This window comes from Mesorhizobium sp. WSM4850 (genome assembly GCF_055811735.1).
In genome coordinates, this window is record NZ_JBVVPV010000010.1 from 46,392 (window position 1) to 61,771 (window position 15,380).

A 15,380-nucleotide genomic window follows, 5' to 3' on the forward strand; every position below is an offset into this window, starting at 1 on the left:
AAAGCAAAAGACTTTAGTCGGCCGGCAGTATCTTCCCAGGGTTCATAATGTTCTGCGGATCGAGCGCCTGCTTGATCGTGCGCATGATGTCGACGCTGTGGCCGAGTTCATGGCGCAGGAAGCCGATCTTGCCTTGTCCGATGCCGTGCTCGCCGGTGCAGGTTCCATCCATGCCGATCGCCCGCATGTTCAGCCGCGCGACAAACTCTTCCGTCTGCTCGATTTCCTTCGGATCGTCCGCGTCCATCAGCACCAGCACATGGAAATTGCCGTCACCGGCATGGCCGACGATCGGCGCGATCAGCCCCATCTCGGCGATGTCGGCTTCGGTTTGCGTGACGCATTCGGCAAAGCGCGAGATCGGCACGCAGACGTCGGTCGACAGCCCCTTGGCGCCCGGCCGCAGCGTCAGCGACGACCAATAGGCGTCGTGCCTGGCCTTCCACAGCTTCGTCCGCTCCTCGGCGACGCTGGTCCACAGGAATGGTCCGCCGCCATACTCTTCGGCGATCGTGCCGAAGGTTTCGGCCTGCTCGTCAACGCCGGCGTCGCTGCCATGGAATTCGACGAACAGGCACGGGCTTTCGGGATAGTCAAGTTTCGAATAGCTCTTCATCGCCCGCATCTGCAGCGCATTGACCAGTTCGATGCGCGCCACCGGAATGCCCATCTGGATCGTCGCGATCACCGCATTGCAGGCCGCCTCGACGCTGGGAAACGGACAGACGCCGCCGGAAATCGCCTGCGGAATGCCCTGCAGCTTAAGCGTCAGCTGGGTGATGATGCCGAGCGTGCCTTCGGAGCCGATCAGGAGCCGCGTCAGATCGTAGCCGGCCGAGCTCTTTTTTGCGCGCTTGCCGGTCGTCACCGTCTCGCCGTCGGCCATCACCGCCGTCAGCGACAATACATTCTCGCGCATCGTGCCATAACGCACGGCATTGGTGCCCGACGCCCGCGTCGCCGCCATGCCGCCGAGCGATGCATTGGCGCCCGGATCGATCGGAAAGAACAGGCCGGTGTCGCGCAGGTGCCGGTTGAGATCCTCGCGCGTAACACCGGGCTCAACCGTGCAATCGAGATCCTGCGGGTTGACCGCGAGGATGCGGTTCATCCGCGACGTATCGACAGAAATGCCGCCACCCGGCGCGTTGGTGTGGCCCTCCAGCGAAGAGCCGACGCCGAAGGCGATCACCGGCACGCGGTGCGCGGCGCAGGCCGACACGATCTCCTGCACCTCCGGTGTCGTCTGCGGAAATGCCACGCCATCCGGCGCCTGGGTTGGAATGTAGGTGGTGGTATGCGCGTGCTGGGTGCGGATCGCCTGGCCGGTCTGGAACCGTTCGCCGAGCCGCTGCTTGAGGATGCCGAGCACCGCGGCGATGCCTTCTTCGTTGCGCTCGACCGGATTGAGGTCGCTCAGAGCCATCTATTCCTCCGCGAATGGACCAGCGTCCACCCTTGTTATGGACTTATGGATGCCTATCGCATCGGCCCGAAAATCGAAATCGATTTTCGGAAAGCACGATGCGAAGATTCAATGTGCTAGAGCGTACTTTGTGCGTCCAATTGGACGCACGTCGCTCTAGTCTCCCGACCACGTCCTGTCCAGCCAGAAGGAAGTTTTCGATGTCCACCGCCGCCCCCTTCGCCTCTGCTCCCATGGCCATCGAAAAAGACTGGATCGACTATAACGGCCATCTCAACATGGCCTATTACAACGTGCTGTTCGACCGCTGTTCCGACGAAGCGTTCGAAATGATGGGGATGGGGCCGGACTATGCGAAGCAGCGCCGGCTGACCATCTACACGGCGGAAGTCCATGTCTGCTATGTCAGGGAGCTGCATCTCGACCACAAGGTCGATGTCTCGTTCCAGCTGCTCGACCATGACGACAAGCGGCTGCGAGCCTACCAGGAAATCCGCCATGTCGACGGCTGGCTCGCTGCCACGTCCGAATCATTGTCGCTGCATGTCGACATGTCCGGACCGAAGGTGGCGCCCTTCCCGGCCGATGTCCTGGCCAAGGTCGAAGTCATGCGCGCCGCCCATGCGGCGCTGCCGATGCCTGAGCGCGCCGGCCGTTCGATCGGTATTCGTCGCAAGACGCTTGAGCCGCAGTCAGACCGCCGTTAACCTTACCAAGGTTTTAACGTGAACAAGCCGAATTGAGGCGTTGAACGACTCAGCCGGGTGTTCGAAAACCGTCCGCATTGCGATACTGGCGGCGGGGGCTGAAGCGGTTCGGGGAAATTACATGAAAACCGATATCAAGGTCGAGGCGGACAGGCTGGCGGCCGACCCACGCATCAGCGACTATGATTTCTGGCGATCGCTGAAGAACCTCAACTACGAAATTTTTACCATCGCCAACAACAACGAACCGATCCCTTTCGCCATGATCCGCTGGCGCGCCATCCTGAAGCAGGCGCGGATGAAGCGCGGCCACGCCTGATCGGTGCGGGAACAAGTAGGTTCGTTGTTCGATTGCTTTTTCTGGGGCGTTTGCGTCGCCCCTCATCCGGCTGCCGCCACCTTCTCCCCGTATAGTGACGGGGAGAAGGTGAGCTTGCCGCAGCCTCGGCGTTCTTTCAGCAATGCCCGCAATTTGGCGAAACCATTGATGACAGCGTCCTTCTCCCCGTCACTATACGGGGAGAAGTGCCCGGCAGGGCGATGAGGGGCGGCGCGACTTTTTCCAGTTAAGCAGATGTATTGACGAACACTGCCGCCAGCGGCGAACGCGCCACCACCGGCGACGACTGGATGATTGCGGTGTTGGTCATCGCAAACGGAATGATGCGGTCGATCACCCGTTCGAGTTCGGCCACCGAACCGACATGCGCCAGCGCGATGAAACAGTCCTCGCCGGTCACCCGATCGCACTGGGCGATTTCCGGCAAGTCGCGGATGATCTCGGCGACCGCAGCCAACTGCCCGGGCACCGGCCTGATCCGCAGCCATGCCGACAGCTTCATGCCGAGCGCTGCCGGGTTGATCCGCACAGTATAGGCCTCGATCACGCCGCTCTCCTGCAGCCGCTTGATGCGCTCGGCCACGCTCGGCGCCGACAGGCCGACCGAGCGCGCCAGTTCGGCGGTGCTGGTGCGCGCATCCTTTTCCAGCAGGCGCAGGATTTTCAGATCCGCCGCATCCAGATCAGCATTTTCGTTTCGAATACGTTTCAGGAAAAACTCCTTGTTTCTGGAAAATAAATGGTCTCTTTGGTTGGCCATTGCCCATGTAAACAGGTAAATCTGCCTGCGATAATGATCCTATGGATGATCAAGCGCAAGCCCCAGCTGCTATCCCTGCCCTCGCCGGCCCTGTCTTTGGCAGGCTGGCGACATCGCTGCCGCCGCATGTCTGGTTCGGTGTCAGCGCTGTGTTTCATTATCTCGGGCCGGCTTTCGCCGTGCTGCTTTTCCCGCATGTCGGCGTGCTCGGCATGGCCTGGCTGCGCATAGTTACGGCCGCCCTTGTCTTCGCGCCGCTGACCCGGCCGTGGACGGCCTTCGCCCGCGCCGACCGGCCGACACGGCTGCTGCTTCTCGGTTTCGGCGCTTGCCTCGGCGTGATGAATTGCTCCTTTTACCTGGCACTCTACCGCTTGCCGATCTCGCTGGTCGCGGCGATCGAATTCGTCGGCACCATCGGCGTTGCGCTGGTCGGCGTCAGAAGCCCGCGCAATTTCGCAGCGCTTGCCGTTGCCGTTATCGGCACCTTGCTGCTGATCGACGTCAAATGGTCAAGCGACCCGATTGGCCTGTTCTGGGCCTTCCTCAACGGCGCGCTGTTCGTCGGCTACATCGTGCTTGGCCATCGCGTTTCCCGCGCCGGCGCTGGCGAGGGCATCGCCGGACTGGGCGCAGCCATGGCGGTCGCCTTTCTCATCGTGCTGCCGATCGGCTTCACCGATGCGCTGCCGGCTTTCTCGGCGCCGCCACTGCTCATCGCCGCCATCGGCGTCGGCATCTGCTCCTCGGTCATCCCCTATATCTGCGACCAGCTTGCCATGTCGCGGCTGCCGCGATCGAGCTTCGCGCTGATGCTGTCGTTGCTGCCGGTCACCGCCACGCTGATCGGCGTCATTGTGCTCCGCCAGATACCCAGCCTTACCGATTGCATCGGCATCGCGCTGGTAGTGGCCGGCGTCGCTTTTCACAAACCGGCAAATGCCTGATCAGGCAAGCTTCTCCTTGAGAAAGGCGATCGTCCGGCCCCAGGCGAGGTCCGCCGCGTTCTTGTCGTAGCGAGCCGCCGACGTGTCATTGTTGAAGGCATGATTGGCGCCTTCATAGACATGGATCGTGTACTCGACTTCGGCTGCATCGAGCTCCTTCCTGAAGGCGTCGATACCGGCATTGATGCGGGTGTCGAGCCCGGCATAATGCAGCAGCAGCGCCGCCTTGATCTTCGGCACATCCTCGGCCTTCGGCTGCATGCCGTAATAGGCGACAGCGGCAGCCAGATCCGGCGCATTGGCAGCCAGTGTGTTCACCGTGGCGCCGCCCCAGCAGAAGCCGACCGCGCCGACCTTGCCGTTGCCATCCTCGCTGCCCCTAAGGAAAGCGACCGTTGCGACCGCATTGGCAGTGGTTTGCGCCGGATCGAGCTTGGAAAACTGCTCGCGCGCCTTGTCTTCGTCGGCCGGCGTGCCGCCGAGCGGCGACAGGAAATCCGGGGCGAGCACAACGAAGCCTTCCAGCGCCACGCGCCGCGTCACATCGCGTATATGCGGGTTGAGCCCCCTGTTCTCATGCACGACGATGACGGTGCCGAGCTTGCCGGACTGGCCGGCCGGCTTGACCAGATAGCCCTTCACCTCGCCACCGCTGCCGGGATAGCTGATGTCCTCGCCGGTCACGCGTGAATCGTCCTCGGCAACAATCGCCGCTCGGGCTGAATTCGCCGCCAGCAGCGGTGCGATTGCGGCGGCCGCCGCACCTGATCCGGCAAGCCTGGTCAATTGTTCCATGAAGCGCCGCCGGTCGAGCGTCAGATGCGTGTATTCGTCATACGCGTCGATCATAGCCTGGGTAATGGCGGGTCTGTTGACGGCGGGGTTGGCAGGGCTCGGTTTTGTCATGGCGCTCTCCTCGGCTTCGGGAACATGTCCGCCGCGCAAGATAGGGTAGAAGCCCGCACGGTCCAGTCACGGATCGGTGAGGCGCTGCTGACGCGAGTGCAGGTCCGCCAGACCGGCGGCTGGTCCAGGATGATACTCCTTCCGACAGGTGCGCTCCGCGGCGCGCCCATGGGCAACCGCGCATTTGCGTCCCACTTTCTCCGACCCGCCGTGCCTGTCGAGCAGGCCGGCGCTATGGCTGGCGTGCCATAGGATTTGCAACTCCCCCGGCTGGACAGAGAACAAAACGGAGACACTTCTGGCCTTTCGCTGCCGAATCACTACATTCGGGGGAGATGTCCGGCTTTTCGGAAGATATGCCTTTTTTTGATGAACCGAACGCGCGGCCCGTGGCCCCGTCGGGCATTGCTGCGCGCGCCATGGCTGCCCGCAGCGGCCATGCCAATGCGCCCGATTATCTGAACGGGCTCAACCCCGAGCAGCGGCTGGCGGTGGAAACCACCGAGGGTCCGGTGCTGGTGCTGGCCGGCGCCGGCACCGGCAAGACGCGCGTCTTGACCACTCGCATCGCCCACATCCTCGCCACCGGTAAGGCTTTCCCGTCCCAGATCCTCGCCGTCACCTTCACCAACAAGGCTGCGCGCGAGATGAAGCAGCGCATCGGCCTGCTGATCGGCGAAGGCAATGTTGAGGGCATGCCGTGGCTCGGCACCTTCCACTCGATTGGCGTGAAGCTGCTTCGCAGACACGCCGAGCTTGCCGGGCTCAAATCCGACTTCACCATTCTCGACACCGACGACGTCGTGCGCCTGATCAAGCAGCTCATCCAGGCCGAAGGGCTGGACGACAAGCGCTGGCCGGCCAAGCAGTTCGCCCAGATGATCGACGGCTGGAAGAACAAGGGCTTTGGCCCTGCCGAGATTGCCGAGGGCGACGCCCGCGCCTTCGCCAACGGCAAGGGGCGTGAACTCTACAAGGCTTATCAGGAGCGGCTGAAGACGCTGAACGCCTGCGACTTCGGCGATCTCCTGTGCCACCCGATCCGTATCTTCCGCGCCAATCCGGACGTGCTGAAGGAATACCACAAGCGCTTCCGCTACATCCTCGTCGACGAGTACCAGGACACCAACACCGCCCAATACATGTGGCTGCGGCTGCTGGCGCAGCGGCCGGATGCCGGACGAGCTTCAACATCAACAGGTTTGCGAACGGCCGAAGGCCGCAAGCCCGACCGGGCGTCCGAGCCGTTGCGAGGTCCCTCCCGCGACGCCGAAGGCGCGCAAAAAGGGGGGGTCGGGCCCGCGCCGGCAGGCGCGGAACAGCCCGTGAGCGAAAATAAAGTCAACATCTGCTGCGTCGGCGACGACGACCAGTCGATCTATGGCTGGCGCGGGGCCGAAGTCGACAACATCCTTCGCTTCGACAAGGATTTCCCCGGCGCCACGATCATCCGGCTGGAACGCAACTACCGCTCCACCGCGCACATCCTCGGCACCGCCTCCCACCTCATCGCCCACAATGAAAGCCGCTTCGGCAAGACGCTGTTCACCGAAAAGATCGCCGAGGACGACGAGAAGGTGCATGTCCATGCCGCCTGGGATTCCGAGGAAGAGGCCCGCGCCGTTGGCGAAACCATCGAGGCCTACCAGCGGCAGAAGCACAATCTCAACGACATGGCCATTCTTGTCCGCGCGTCCTTCCAGATGCGCGAGTTCGAGGACCGCTTCGTCACCCTTGGCCTCAACTACCGCGTCATCGGCGGCCCGCGCTTTTACGAGCGCCTCGAAATCCGCGACGCCCTGGCCTTCTTCCGCGTCGTAGCGCAAGGCGCAGACGACCTCGCCTTCGAGCGCATTGTCAACGTGCCGAAGCGCGGGCTGGGCGAAGCCACCATCCGCCAGATCCATGACACCGCCAGGGCGCTGCGCATCCCGATGCTGGAGGCTGCGGAAAAACTCGCTGAGAGCGACGAGCTGAAGCCAAAGCCGCGCGCAGCGCTGCGCGAAGTCGCCGCCAATTTCGAGCGCTGGCAGAAGGCGCTGGAGACCACGCCGCACACCGAGCTGGCCGAGACCATCCTGGAGGAGAGCGGCTACACCGACATGTGGAAGAACGACCGCTCGGTAGAAGCGCCCGGCCGGCTGGAAAACCTCAAGGAACTGATCCGCTCCATGGAGGAGTACGAATCGCTGCGCTCCTTCCTCGAACATGTAGCGCTGGTGATGGACGCCGAGCAGAACGCCGAGCTCGACGCCGTCAACATCATGACGCTGCATTCGGCCAAGGGCCTCGAATTCGAGACGGTTTTTCTGCCCGGCTGGGAGGAAGGACTGTTCCCGCATCAGCGCGCGCTCGACGAGGGCGGCCGCTCCGGGCTCGAGGAAGAGCGGCGGCTGGCCTATGTCGGGCTGACCCGCGCCAAGAAGAACCTGCATTTGTGGTTCGTCTCCAACCGCCGCATCCACGGCCTGTGGCAATCGACGATCCCGTCGCGCTTCCTCGATGAATTGCCGGAAGCCCATGTCGAGGTCGCCGAGAGCGGCAACTCCTATGGCGGCTACGGCAATGCCTATGGCGGCGGCTCCTTCGCCTCCGGACGAGGCGGCCAGGCGGCAGGACGGCAGAATCCTTACGGCGCTTCGCGCTTCGACAATGTCGGCGCAGAAAAATCCGGCGCCTTCTCTAGCACCTATGCAACGCCGGGCTGGCAGCGCGCGCAGCAGAACCGCACCGAGGCGACCGACCGCAACTGGGGCTCCCGCTCCGGCCACCAGGTCGAGCGCATCGGCTATGGCGAGACCGACAGTGGCTATGGCGCCGGCCGCACCTCGATCAAGGGCCGCACCATCGACGGCGAGCTGGTCGCCAAATCCGTCGCCGACACGCCATCCCCCTTCAATGTCGGCGACCGCGTCTTCCACCAGAAATTCGGCAACGGCAACATTGCCGCCATCGACGGCAACAAGCTGACCATCGACTTCGACAAGGCCGGCCAGAAACGCGTGCTGGACGGGTTTGTCACCGGGGTGTGAGCGTCCCTCTCACCGATACCGCGCCTGGTTCCATTTGTGGCCGAGCAGCGACAGGATGATGATCAGCCCGTTGAAGAACTGGACATAGAAGCCGCTCAGGCCTGCCGCGACGACGCCGGTCTGGATGAATGACACGGTGACGGCGCCGATGGCGCCGCCGACCACGGTGCCGACGCCGCCCCAGGTCGGCGTGCCGCCAACGAACACCGATGCCAGCACCGGCAGCAAATAGCCGTCGCCAGCCGTCGGCCACCAGGTGAAGTTGATCATCACCGAGAAGGTGCCGGCGATCGCCGCCCCGATGCCGACGAAGACGAATACTTTCACCCGCACGCGCTTGACGTCGATGCCCATCTGCTGGGCGCTGTCGGGATTGTCGCCGACCACCTTCACCTGCGCGCCGAAACGATGCCTGTTGTAGAGCAGCGCCGACAGCACGACAAAGCCAATGGCCCAGAAGATCTGCACCGGGATGCCGTAAAGCTGGCTGGAGAACATCTTGTAGGCCCAGCTGTCGGCAAGGCTGGTCAGCGCCGTCGACCTGCCTTCGTTGATGATCTGGATCAGGCCGCGCAGCAGGAAGTTCATGCCGAGCGTGGCGATCAGCGACGACAGCCCGCCATAGACGACCAGCGACCCGACAAGGAAGCCGAGCAACGTGCCCGTTGCAATGGCGGCGGCAATACCGAGAAACGGGTCGTAGCCGGCCTGCACGACCAGCGCGAACACCCATGAGGCAAAACCCATCGTCGCCGGAAACGACAGGTCGATCTCGCCGCAGGTGACGACGAAGACCAGCGGCACCACCACGAACAGCGCAACCGGCAGCGTGGTGAGCACGGAACTGTAGAGATACCAGGTGGTGAAGACGGTCGGGTTGGCGATCATGAACACCGTCATCATCACCACGAACACGGCAAGCGTGCCAAGTGCGGCGCGGTTGTCGAGGATGAAGCCGCGCATCCAGTGATCGGATGGGTGTTTCCACTCTTTCCGGGGATTGCCGGGACGGGAGATGCCTGCGGACGGCTCTTGCAGATCGGGCTCCATCGTCTTGCTCATCGTGCTCTCTGCTCCGGGTCGCCGGCGTCGTGCAGTCCCGGCAATCCACCCGGATGCGCGACGTCTTCCATGAAGTTGATGAGGTCTTCGGCCGACTTGACCTGGCTGCGGTCGGCGGTGAGCGCCACCTTGCCGCGGTCCAGCACGACGAAACGATCGGCGACGTCGAAGACGTGGTGGATGTTGTGGCCGATGAACAGGATCGACCGTCCGCTCGCCCGCACCTGGCGCACGAAATGGAAGACCTTGGCGGTCTCGGTCAGCGACAGCGCCGTCGTCGGCTCGTCGAGGATGATCAGGTCGGCCTGCTTGTAGATTGCCCGGGCGATCGCCACGCCCTGGCGTTCGCCGCCGGAAAGCTGGCCAACGATCGATTGCGGCGTGAACACTTTCGAGGTGAAGCCGATCTCGCGCATCAGCCGGCTCGCCTCCTCGATTTCCTTGTTGACCTTCAGCCAGCCGAGAAAGCCGGTGAGTTCGCGGCCCATGAAGATGTTGCGCACGATCGTCTGCTGCACGGCCAGCGCCCGGTCCTGGAATACCGTCTCGATGCCGGCGTCGCGAGAGCGCGCGGCGCTCCAGCCGGTCACCGGCTGGCCGCGGATGAGGATCTCGCCGCTGGTCGGTTTGACCACGCCGGAGAGGATCTTGATCAGCGTCGACTTGCCGGCGCCGTTGTCGCCGATCAGGCCGACCACCTCGCCGCGGTCGACGCTGAGATTGACCCCACCCAGCGCATAGACCTGACCGTAGGACTTGCTGATGTCGCGCAGTTCGATGAGGCGTTCGGCCATGGCGATCCTCGCTTGGTTCCGGCTGCGGTCGGAAGACCGGCAGCCGTGTCAAAAGGTCAGCGCAGCGCCTGCTTGGCGAGCTCGGCGACGATCTCGTAATTGTCAGGCGTGACGAAGCCGGCGCCGGTGTCGACATTCATTGGCGCCAGGCCCAGCACCACCTGCTGGCAGAGGCTGAGGATCGGCAGATAACCCTGCAGGAACGGCTGCTGGTCGGCCGTCAGCTGGACCCAGCCGCCCTTGAAGCCCTCGACGATCTGCGGGCTGGTGTCGAAGCCAAAATTGAAGATATCGCCAGCCTTCCTGCCCGCCGCCTGCATGTAGGTCGGGACGTTGCCCAGCATCTGTCCGCCGGGATAGCCAACCGCCTTGACATCGGGATTGTTGAGGAGTGCTGCGGTAATCACCGGAATGGCCAGATTAGGGTCGGAAGCCCATTCGCCGCTCGGCGGCGAGGAGAGCTGGATGACCTCGACGCCCGCCTCTTTCAGGGCGGCGACTGTGCCGCGCTCGCGTGCGCCGCGGCTCTCGTTCTCGAACGGGCCGATCATGATCGCCTTGTCGCCGGCCTTGAGCCCGGCCAGCTTGAACGCCTCGGCGCCGAGCGCGCGGCCCTGCTCTTCCTGCTGGGCGCCGACATAGCCGCCGCCGAACGCTGCCGTGACCTTCGGCACCGGCACGTTCTGGTACATCATCCTGATGCCGTCCTTGTGCGCCTGTTCGCCCAGCGGCATGATCGAAGCATCGCCAGGGTGGCCCATCATGGCGATGCCGCCGGGCTTGACCGCGACGGCCTCGCGCAATTGCTGCACCATCTTCTCGACATCCCACTGGGAGAAGATGTAGTCGACCTTTGGCCCAAGATCGGCCTGGGCCTGCTTGGCGCCATTGTAGACGATGGTGCCGAAGGCGTCGCCCTCGGCGCCGCCGACGAAGAAGCGGATGTGGACGTCCTTGCACCACTGGGCATCGAGCGCCTGGGCGGGCAAGGTGGAGATTGCGGCGGCGAGCGCCGTGGCGGCCGCCATGACGGTCGAGCGCAGAACTGTCCTTCTCATCGTGATGCTCATGCACGTTCCTCCCTTTGTTCCCTCGCAAGCCGAGGGGTCTTCGACGAATGCTTCGGCTTCTCGCCGCAATGCTTCGCTGGCCGGCTCCCTGTTTGATGCATGTCGTTGTCGCAAAACCGCTGCACACCCTTGGGTCAGGCCAGAGGGAATGCTCTTGCGCGACATGCATTAGCCTCACGCCGGGTTCGGCAGATACGTCGCACCTCCCCGGCATTGCTTGAGGTAGTCCAGCGCCCGCACTTGCCCGGTAATCTCAAGGTCGCCGCGATAGACCGGGTCGTGCCAGCCTTCGATGTCGATGGCGCCCCTGTATCCGGCCAGCCGCAATTCGCTGATCACCCGCGTCCAGTCGCTGTCCCCGAAGCCAGGCGTGCGCATTTGCACGAACGGCAGCCGGCCGAACACGCCATGCTCGCGGATCACGTCCCAGCGCACCGTCGCGTCCTTGCCGTGGACATGAAAAATGCGCGGCGCCCATCTGCGGATCTGCGGGATCGGATCGATCAGGTAGACGAGCTGGTGGCAGGGCTCCCATTCCAGGCCGAGATTGTCATCTGGCAATTCGTTGAACATCAGCTCCCAGGCGTCCGGATTGTGGGCGATGTTCCAGTCTCCATCAGCCCAGTTGCCGTCCATCGCGCAATTCTCGAAGGCGATGCGCACGCCCTTGTCGGCGGCGCGCCGGGCCAGTGGTCCCCAGACCTCGCGGAAGCGCGGCAGGCTGTCGGGCAGCGGCTTGCCGCGGAGGCGGCCGGTGAAGCCGCTGACCATCGCGGTGCCGAACAGATGCGCATGGTCGATGGCCGTTTCCCAGGCATCAAGCACGCCGCGATCGACATCGCCGCTTTCCAGCGGATTGCCGAAGACGCCGAGCGAGGAGACGACGACATCGGCATCACCGATCGCCTCGCGGATCTGGCCGGCCAGCCGTGGAAGATCCTTGTCGCCCAGCGTCTGCCAGAAGAAGGGCTGGATGCTCTCGAAGCCGAGCGGCAGGATCGCCTTAATATAGGCGGCCGGGTCATCGAGATTGGCCCGCACCATGGTGCCGATCCTGATGTCGAGAAGCGGGTTTGGCATCGTCACCCTTCCTGTGCGATCGCGACCCGGCGCCCGGTTTCGGCGCTTTCGATCGCGGCAAAGACCATGGCCAGGCTCTTGATGTTGTCGGCGCCGCGCGTCTCCGGCTCGCTGCCGGTTTCGACGGCACGCACAAAATCCTGGATGATGCCGAGATGGCCGCCGATGCGGTCTCTCGGATCGAGCGGCGGCACGGCGAGCGGCTCAGTGCGATCGAACAGGCCTTCACGGATAGGCCGCGCGACTTCCGCCATCAGTCCGTCCTCACCGTCCCAGACCAAGCTGCCGTGCTCGGCGACGATGCGCCATGTGCTCTCCCAACTGGTGCGGAACCCGTCGGCGCACCAGGAGCCGGCATAGGTGAACAGCTTGCCGCCGCCGAGCTCGAAGATTGCGGTGGCCGACGATCCCTGCCGGTACCAGGAATTGACCGGCTCCCATTCCTGGCAGTAGACGCTGGCCGGCGCGCCGCCGACCATGTAGCGGGCGGCGTCGAAAGTATGGATCGCCATGTCGAGCAGCAGGACATGGCGCATCTCCTCGCGAAACCCGCCGAAATGCGGCGCGACGAAGAATTCGGCGTGGATGCTGGTTGGCGCACCGATGGCGCCGGAATCGAGAAAACGCCTGATGCGCCTGACGTTGGCGACATAGCGGCGGTTCTGGACGACGGCGTGCACGCGCCTGGCGCGTCGGGCAGCCTCGACGATGGCGCGCGCGTTCTCCGGGCTGTCAGCCAGCGGCTTCTCCGTCAGGAGATGGCAATGATGGGCAAAGGCCGAAAGCGCGACATCGCGCCGGGCCGCGGGAACCACGACGTCGAACACAGCGTCTGGCCTGGTCTGGTCGAGCACGGCGTCAAGATTGGTCCCGACAATGGCGCCGGCAAGCTCGTATTCGCGCGCCCTTGCCGTCGCCCTGTCGGCGTCGAGATCGACAAGGCCGACAATAGCCAACCCGTCGATCTGCCTCGCCGCATCGAGCCAGTGCTTGCTCATCGCTCCGCAGCCGACCAGGACGACATTCATCATCCAGCGCTCCTCCTCCGCTCGGCCCCTCCAGACCGGTCGTCACGCATTCACGGCATGACCGTAAACGCTTTTCCGTAAACGTTTACGAGAACACACCGGAAGGCGTAGAATGTCAATTGGCCGCTCGCGAAAATCACCTAGATCACCTTGGCCTGAAGAGCGGTCGATGATAGCCAGGCAAGGGGGAGAACTGTCCTTTGGCGTCCAGCATTCACGACCTTGCGCGTCACCTGAACATTTCGATCGGCACCGTGTCGCGCGCGCTCAACGGCCGTGCCGACGTCAATGCCGACACCCGCCAGCGCGTGCTCGATGCGGCGGCAAAGCTGAACTATTCGCCGAACCAGTCCGGCCGCAGCCTGCGCCGCGGCGCCACCCACTCGATCGCCTTCATGCTGCAGCCGCACCCGGGCGACCAGCAATATGGCGAGCCGTTCTTCATTCCGTTCCTGACCGGGCTGCAGGCGAAACTCGCCGAAAGCGGGCTCGACCTGATCGTGGTGATGGGCGCGCCGGGCGACTACCAGCAGGAGCGCCTGCGCCGGGTGGTCGAGACGCGTCGGGCCGACGCCGTGGTGCTGGCCTATACGCGTCGCGAGGACGAGCGCATCGATTACCTGACCAGGGTCGGCTTCCCGTTCGCGACGCTCGGCCGCAGCCGCTCCGGCGGCAAGACCTACCCGTCGCTCGACCTCGATTTCGAAAAAGCCGGGGCCGACGCGGTCGACCGCCTGGTGGCGCGCGGCCACCGCCGCATCGCCGCCATCCGCCCGTCCCTCAACCTCAATTTCGGCTATCTGTTCCTGGCCGGCTATCGCAAGGCCCTGCGGCGGCACGGCATCGAGGTCGACCCCGGGCTGATCGCGAAAGGCTTCATCAACGAGGCCGGCGGCGACGCGGTGACGCCGCAGGTCATGCGCTCCAAGGACCCGCCGACCGCCATCATCTTCAACAATGACGCTATGGCACTCGGCGGCTGCAAGGCGCTGGCCGAGATGGGCATCAAGCCGGGCCACGACATTGCGGTGATCGTCATCGTCGACACGCCGCTCTGCCGCTATTTTTCACCGGCACTGACCGGCTTCCGCCCTCGCCTGGAGCCGATGGGACGGCGGCTTGCCGAAATGTTGCTGGCGTCGATCCCCGCCTTCGCCGGCCCCGAAGGCGCGCGGATCATCCGTGAGGTCTGGCCGCTGGAGCTGATCGCGCGCGACAGCGATTGGTGATGGCCGGGCCTTCCCTCCAGCCACGTCGATCGCCTAGGATGAGTCAGGCGCAGCAGGGGAGAATGCATGGGCAAGGGACGGGTCGAGGCATTTTCCGATGGCGTCATGGCCATCATCATCACCATCATGGTGCTGGAATTGAAGGTGCCGCATAGCGCGGATTTTTCCGGGCTGGCACCGCTATGGCCCACCTTTCTCAGCTACGTGCTGTCCTTCATCTATGTCGGCATCTACTGGAACAATCTGCACAACATGTTCCACACCGTGCAGCGGGTCGATGGCCGCGTGCTGTGGGCGAATTTGCATCTGCTGTTCTGGCTGTCGCTGATGCCCGTGACCACCGCCTTCATGGGCGAAAACCATTTCGCGCCGGTGCCTGTCGCCGTTTACGGTGTTGTCCTGGCGCTTTGCGCGGCCGCCTACTTCATTCTGGTCGTCATCCTGCACCGGCTGCATGGCAACGACACTGCCTTCGCCAGAGCGGCAGGCACCGATCGCAAGGAGAAGATCTCGGTGGTCCTCTACATCGCCGCCATTCCACTGACGTCAGTCAATCAATGGATCAGCGTTGCGCTCTATGTGCTGGTTGCCATGATCTGGTTCGTGCCGGACAAGCGTTTCGAAAAGCAGATCGAAAAATAGGTCCGCCCTATCCCCGCATCGCCTTCAGCTTTTCCGCCACCGAGGCCGCAAGGTCGGCATAGCGCTCCTCCAGCCGCTCGGCCGCCTTGATCACCGAAAAATCGTGGCCGAATTTTTCCAGCGCCATGCGCAGCTTCTCGACGAACTCCGCCTGCTTTTCAAGCGCCGAAAACAGCGTTCTCACTTGCGCTTCGCTGATGTCGGGATTGGCAAGCATTTGCGGCACCTCACGGCTCATCTGGTCGCCGGTGGCGGTCTGTTCTTTCAGGATCTCGATCCAGTCGGTCAATCGGTAATCTCCTTCTTACGCGGACAGCATGCGCAGCGCCTGCCGATATGGTCAACCCAAGGACGCCC

General features: G+C 63.7%; 15 protein-coding genes. 6 read left to right on the top strand and 9 right to left on the bottom strand.

Features of this window, described 5'->3' with window-relative positions:
* Positions 1-13 precede the first annotated feature (13 nt).
* Positions 14-1,426, bottom strand: coding sequence for an FAD-binding oxidoreductase (locus AC0L2Z_RS12895; RefSeq protein ID WP_128174139.1), 1,413 nt, complete (start codon positions 1,424-1,426; stop codon positions 14-16).
* Positions 1,427-1,626: 200 nt separating this feature from the next.
* Between AC0L2Z_RS12895 and AC0L2Z_RS12900 the strand changes: the two genes are divergently transcribed.
* Both AC0L2Z_RS12900 and AC0L2Z_RS12905 read left to right on the top strand, forming a co-directional pair.
* The gene (locus AC0L2Z_RS12900; RefSeq protein ID WP_128174141.1) at positions 1,627-2,133 is read left to right on the top strand and encodes a thioesterase family protein; all 507 of its coding nucleotides are present in this window, start codon (positions 1,627-1,629) and stop codon (positions 2,131-2,133) included.
* Between the two features lie 121 nt (positions 2,134-2,254).
* On the top strand, positions 2,255-2,452 hold the full coding sequence (locus AC0L2Z_RS12905; RefSeq protein WP_091594205.1) for a hypothetical protein: 198 nt from the start codon (positions 2,255-2,257) through the stop codon (positions 2,450-2,452).
* A 247-nt stretch (positions 2,453-2,699) separates the two neighbouring features.
* Here the strand turns inward: AC0L2Z_RS12905 and AC0L2Z_RS12910 are convergent, their stop codons facing one another.
* Positions 2,700-3,233 (bottom strand): Lrp/AsnC family transcriptional regulator, encoded by a 534-nt coding sequence (locus AC0L2Z_RS12910; RefSeq protein WP_473628175.1) that lies wholly within the window; start codon positions 3,231-3,233, stop codon positions 2,700-2,702.
* Between the two features lie 41 nt (positions 3,234-3,274).
* Here AC0L2Z_RS12910 and AC0L2Z_RS12915 point away from each other — a divergent pair, with 41 nt between their 5' ends.
* Positions 3,275-4,180 carry an EamA family transporter gene (locus AC0L2Z_RS12915; protein ID WP_473628177.1) on the top strand — a complete coding sequence of 302 codons (906 nt, stop codon included), beginning with the start codon at positions 3,275-3,277 and terminating at the stop codon, positions 4,178-4,180.
* Here AC0L2Z_RS12915 and AC0L2Z_RS12920 read toward each other — a convergent pair whose 3' ends face one another.
* Positions 4,181-5,086 (bottom strand): dienelactone hydrolase family protein, encoded by a 906-nt coding sequence (locus AC0L2Z_RS12920; protein ID WP_473628179.1) that lies wholly within the window; start codon positions 5,084-5,086, stop codon positions 4,181-4,183.
* A 335-nt stretch (positions 5,087-5,421) separates the two neighbouring features.
* Here AC0L2Z_RS12920 and AC0L2Z_RS12925 point away from each other — a divergent pair, with 335 nt between their 5' ends.
* Positions 5,422-8,118 carry an ATP-dependent helicase gene (locus tag AC0L2Z_RS12925; protein ID WP_473628180.1) on the top strand — a complete coding sequence of 899 codons (2,697 nt, stop codon included), beginning with the start codon at positions 5,422-5,424 and terminating at the stop codon, positions 8,116-8,118.
* Between the two features lie 9 nt (positions 8,119-8,127).
* Here AC0L2Z_RS12925 and AC0L2Z_RS12930 read toward each other — a convergent pair whose 3' ends face one another.
* The 5 genes from AC0L2Z_RS12930 to AC0L2Z_RS12950 all read right to left on the bottom strand — a co-directional run bounded on the left by AC0L2Z_RS12930 (position 8,128) and on the right by AC0L2Z_RS12950 (position 13,155).
* Complete coding sequence (locus AC0L2Z_RS12930) at positions 8,128-9,180, bottom strand: ABC transporter permease (protein ID WP_473628182.1); 1,053 nt, start codon at positions 9,178-9,180, stop codon at positions 8,128-8,130.
* Positions 9,177-9,974 carry an ATP-binding cassette domain-containing protein gene (locus tag AC0L2Z_RS12935; protein WP_473628183.1) on the bottom strand — a complete coding sequence of 266 codons (798 nt, stop codon included), beginning with the start codon at positions 9,972-9,974 and terminating at the stop codon, positions 9,177-9,179. The genes AC0L2Z_RS12930 and AC0L2Z_RS12935 overlap by 4 nt, the downstream gene beginning before the upstream one ends.
* Before the next feature lie 56 nt (positions 9,975-10,030).
* Positions 10,031-11,044, bottom strand: a complete 1,014-nt coding sequence (locus AC0L2Z_RS12940; protein WP_473628185.1) for a substrate-binding domain-containing protein — start codon at positions 11,042-11,044, stop codon at positions 10,031-10,033.
* Between the two features lie 174 nt (positions 11,045-11,218).
* Positions 11,219-12,124, bottom strand: a complete 906-nt coding sequence (locus AC0L2Z_RS12945; RefSeq protein ID WP_473628186.1) for a sugar phosphate isomerase/epimerase family protein — start codon at positions 12,122-12,124, stop codon at positions 11,219-11,221.
* A gap of 2 nt (positions 12,125-12,126) precedes the next feature.
* A complete protein-coding gene (locus AC0L2Z_RS12950) occupies positions 12,127-13,155 on the bottom strand; it encodes a Gfo/Idh/MocA family protein (RefSeq protein ID WP_287064982.1) in 1,029 nt (342 codons plus the stop codon).
* 197 nt (positions 13,156-13,352) lie between these two features.
* Between AC0L2Z_RS12950 and AC0L2Z_RS12955 the strand changes: the two genes are divergently transcribed.
* Together AC0L2Z_RS12955 and AC0L2Z_RS12960 are read left to right on the top strand one after the other, a co-directional pair.
* The gene (locus tag AC0L2Z_RS12955; RefSeq protein ID WP_473628187.1) at positions 13,353-14,381 is read left to right on the top strand and encodes a LacI family DNA-binding transcriptional regulator; all 1,029 of its coding nucleotides are present in this window, start codon (positions 13,353-13,355) and stop codon (positions 14,379-14,381) included.
* Between the two features lie 66 nt (positions 14,382-14,447).
* The gene (locus tag AC0L2Z_RS12960; RefSeq protein WP_473628188.1) at positions 14,448-15,023 is read left to right on the top strand and encodes a TMEM175 family protein; all 576 of its coding nucleotides are present in this window, start codon (positions 14,448-14,450) and stop codon (positions 15,021-15,023) included.
* A 7-nt stretch (positions 15,024-15,030) separates the two neighbouring features.
* Here AC0L2Z_RS12960 and AC0L2Z_RS12965 read toward each other — a convergent pair whose 3' ends face one another.
* Positions 15,031-15,312, bottom strand: a complete 282-nt coding sequence (locus tag AC0L2Z_RS12965) for a hypothetical protein (protein ID WP_128167136.1) — start codon at positions 15,310-15,312, stop codon at positions 15,031-15,033.
* Positions 15,313-15,380: the final 68 nt, after the last annotated feature.

Bases quoted from the DNA above. Each gene is read 5' to 3' on its own strand.
- AC0L2Z_RS12940 (WP_473628185.1), bottom strand. From the start codon at position 11,044: ATGAGCATCACGATGAGAAGGACAGTTCTGCGCTCGACCGTCATGGCG.
- AC0L2Z_RS12900 (WP_128174141.1), top strand. From the start codon at position 1,627: ATGTCCACCGCCGCCCCCTTCGCCTCTGCTCCCATGGCCATCGAAAAA.
- AC0L2Z_RS12935 (WP_473628183.1), bottom strand. From the start codon at position 9,974: ATGGCCGAACGCCTCATCGAACTGCGCGACATCAGCAAGTCCTACGGT.
- AC0L2Z_RS12915 (WP_473628177.1), top strand. From the start codon at position 3,275: ATGGATGATCAAGCGCAAGCCCCAGCTGCTATCCCTGCCCTCGCCGGC.
- AC0L2Z_RS12945 (WP_473628186.1), bottom strand. From the start codon at position 12,124: ATGCCAAACCCGCTTCTCGACATCAGGATCGGCACCATGGTGCGGGCC.
- AC0L2Z_RS12950 (WP_287064982.1), bottom strand. From the start codon at position 13,155: ATGATGAATGTCGTCCTGGTCGGCTGCGGAGCGATGAGCAAGCACTGG.
- AC0L2Z_RS12895 (WP_128174139.1), bottom strand. From the start codon at position 1,426: ATGGCTCTGAGCGACCTCAATCCGGTCGAGCGCAACGAAGAAGGCATC.
- AC0L2Z_RS12930 (WP_473628182.1), bottom strand. From the start codon at position 9,180: ATGAGCAAGACGATGGAGCCCGATCTGCAAGAGCCGTCCGCAGGCATC.
- AC0L2Z_RS12910 (WP_473628175.1), bottom strand. From the start codon at position 3,233: ATGGCCAACCAAAGAGACCATTTATTTTCCAGAAACAAGGAGTTTTTC.
- AC0L2Z_RS12960 (WP_473628188.1), top strand. From the start codon at position 14,448: ATGGGCAAGGGACGGGTCGAGGCATTTTCCGATGGCGTCATGGCCATC.
- AC0L2Z_RS12920 (WP_473628179.1), bottom strand. From the start codon at position 5,086: ATGACAAAACCGAGCCCTGCCAACCCCGCCGTCAACAGACCCGCCATT.
- AC0L2Z_RS12905 (WP_091594205.1), top strand. From the start codon at position 2,255: ATGAAAACCGATATCAAGGTCGAGGCGGACAGGCTGGCGGCCGACCCA.
- AC0L2Z_RS12925 (WP_473628180.1), top strand. From the start codon at position 5,422: ATGTCCGGCTTTTCGGAAGATATGCCTTTTTTTGATGAACCGAACGCG.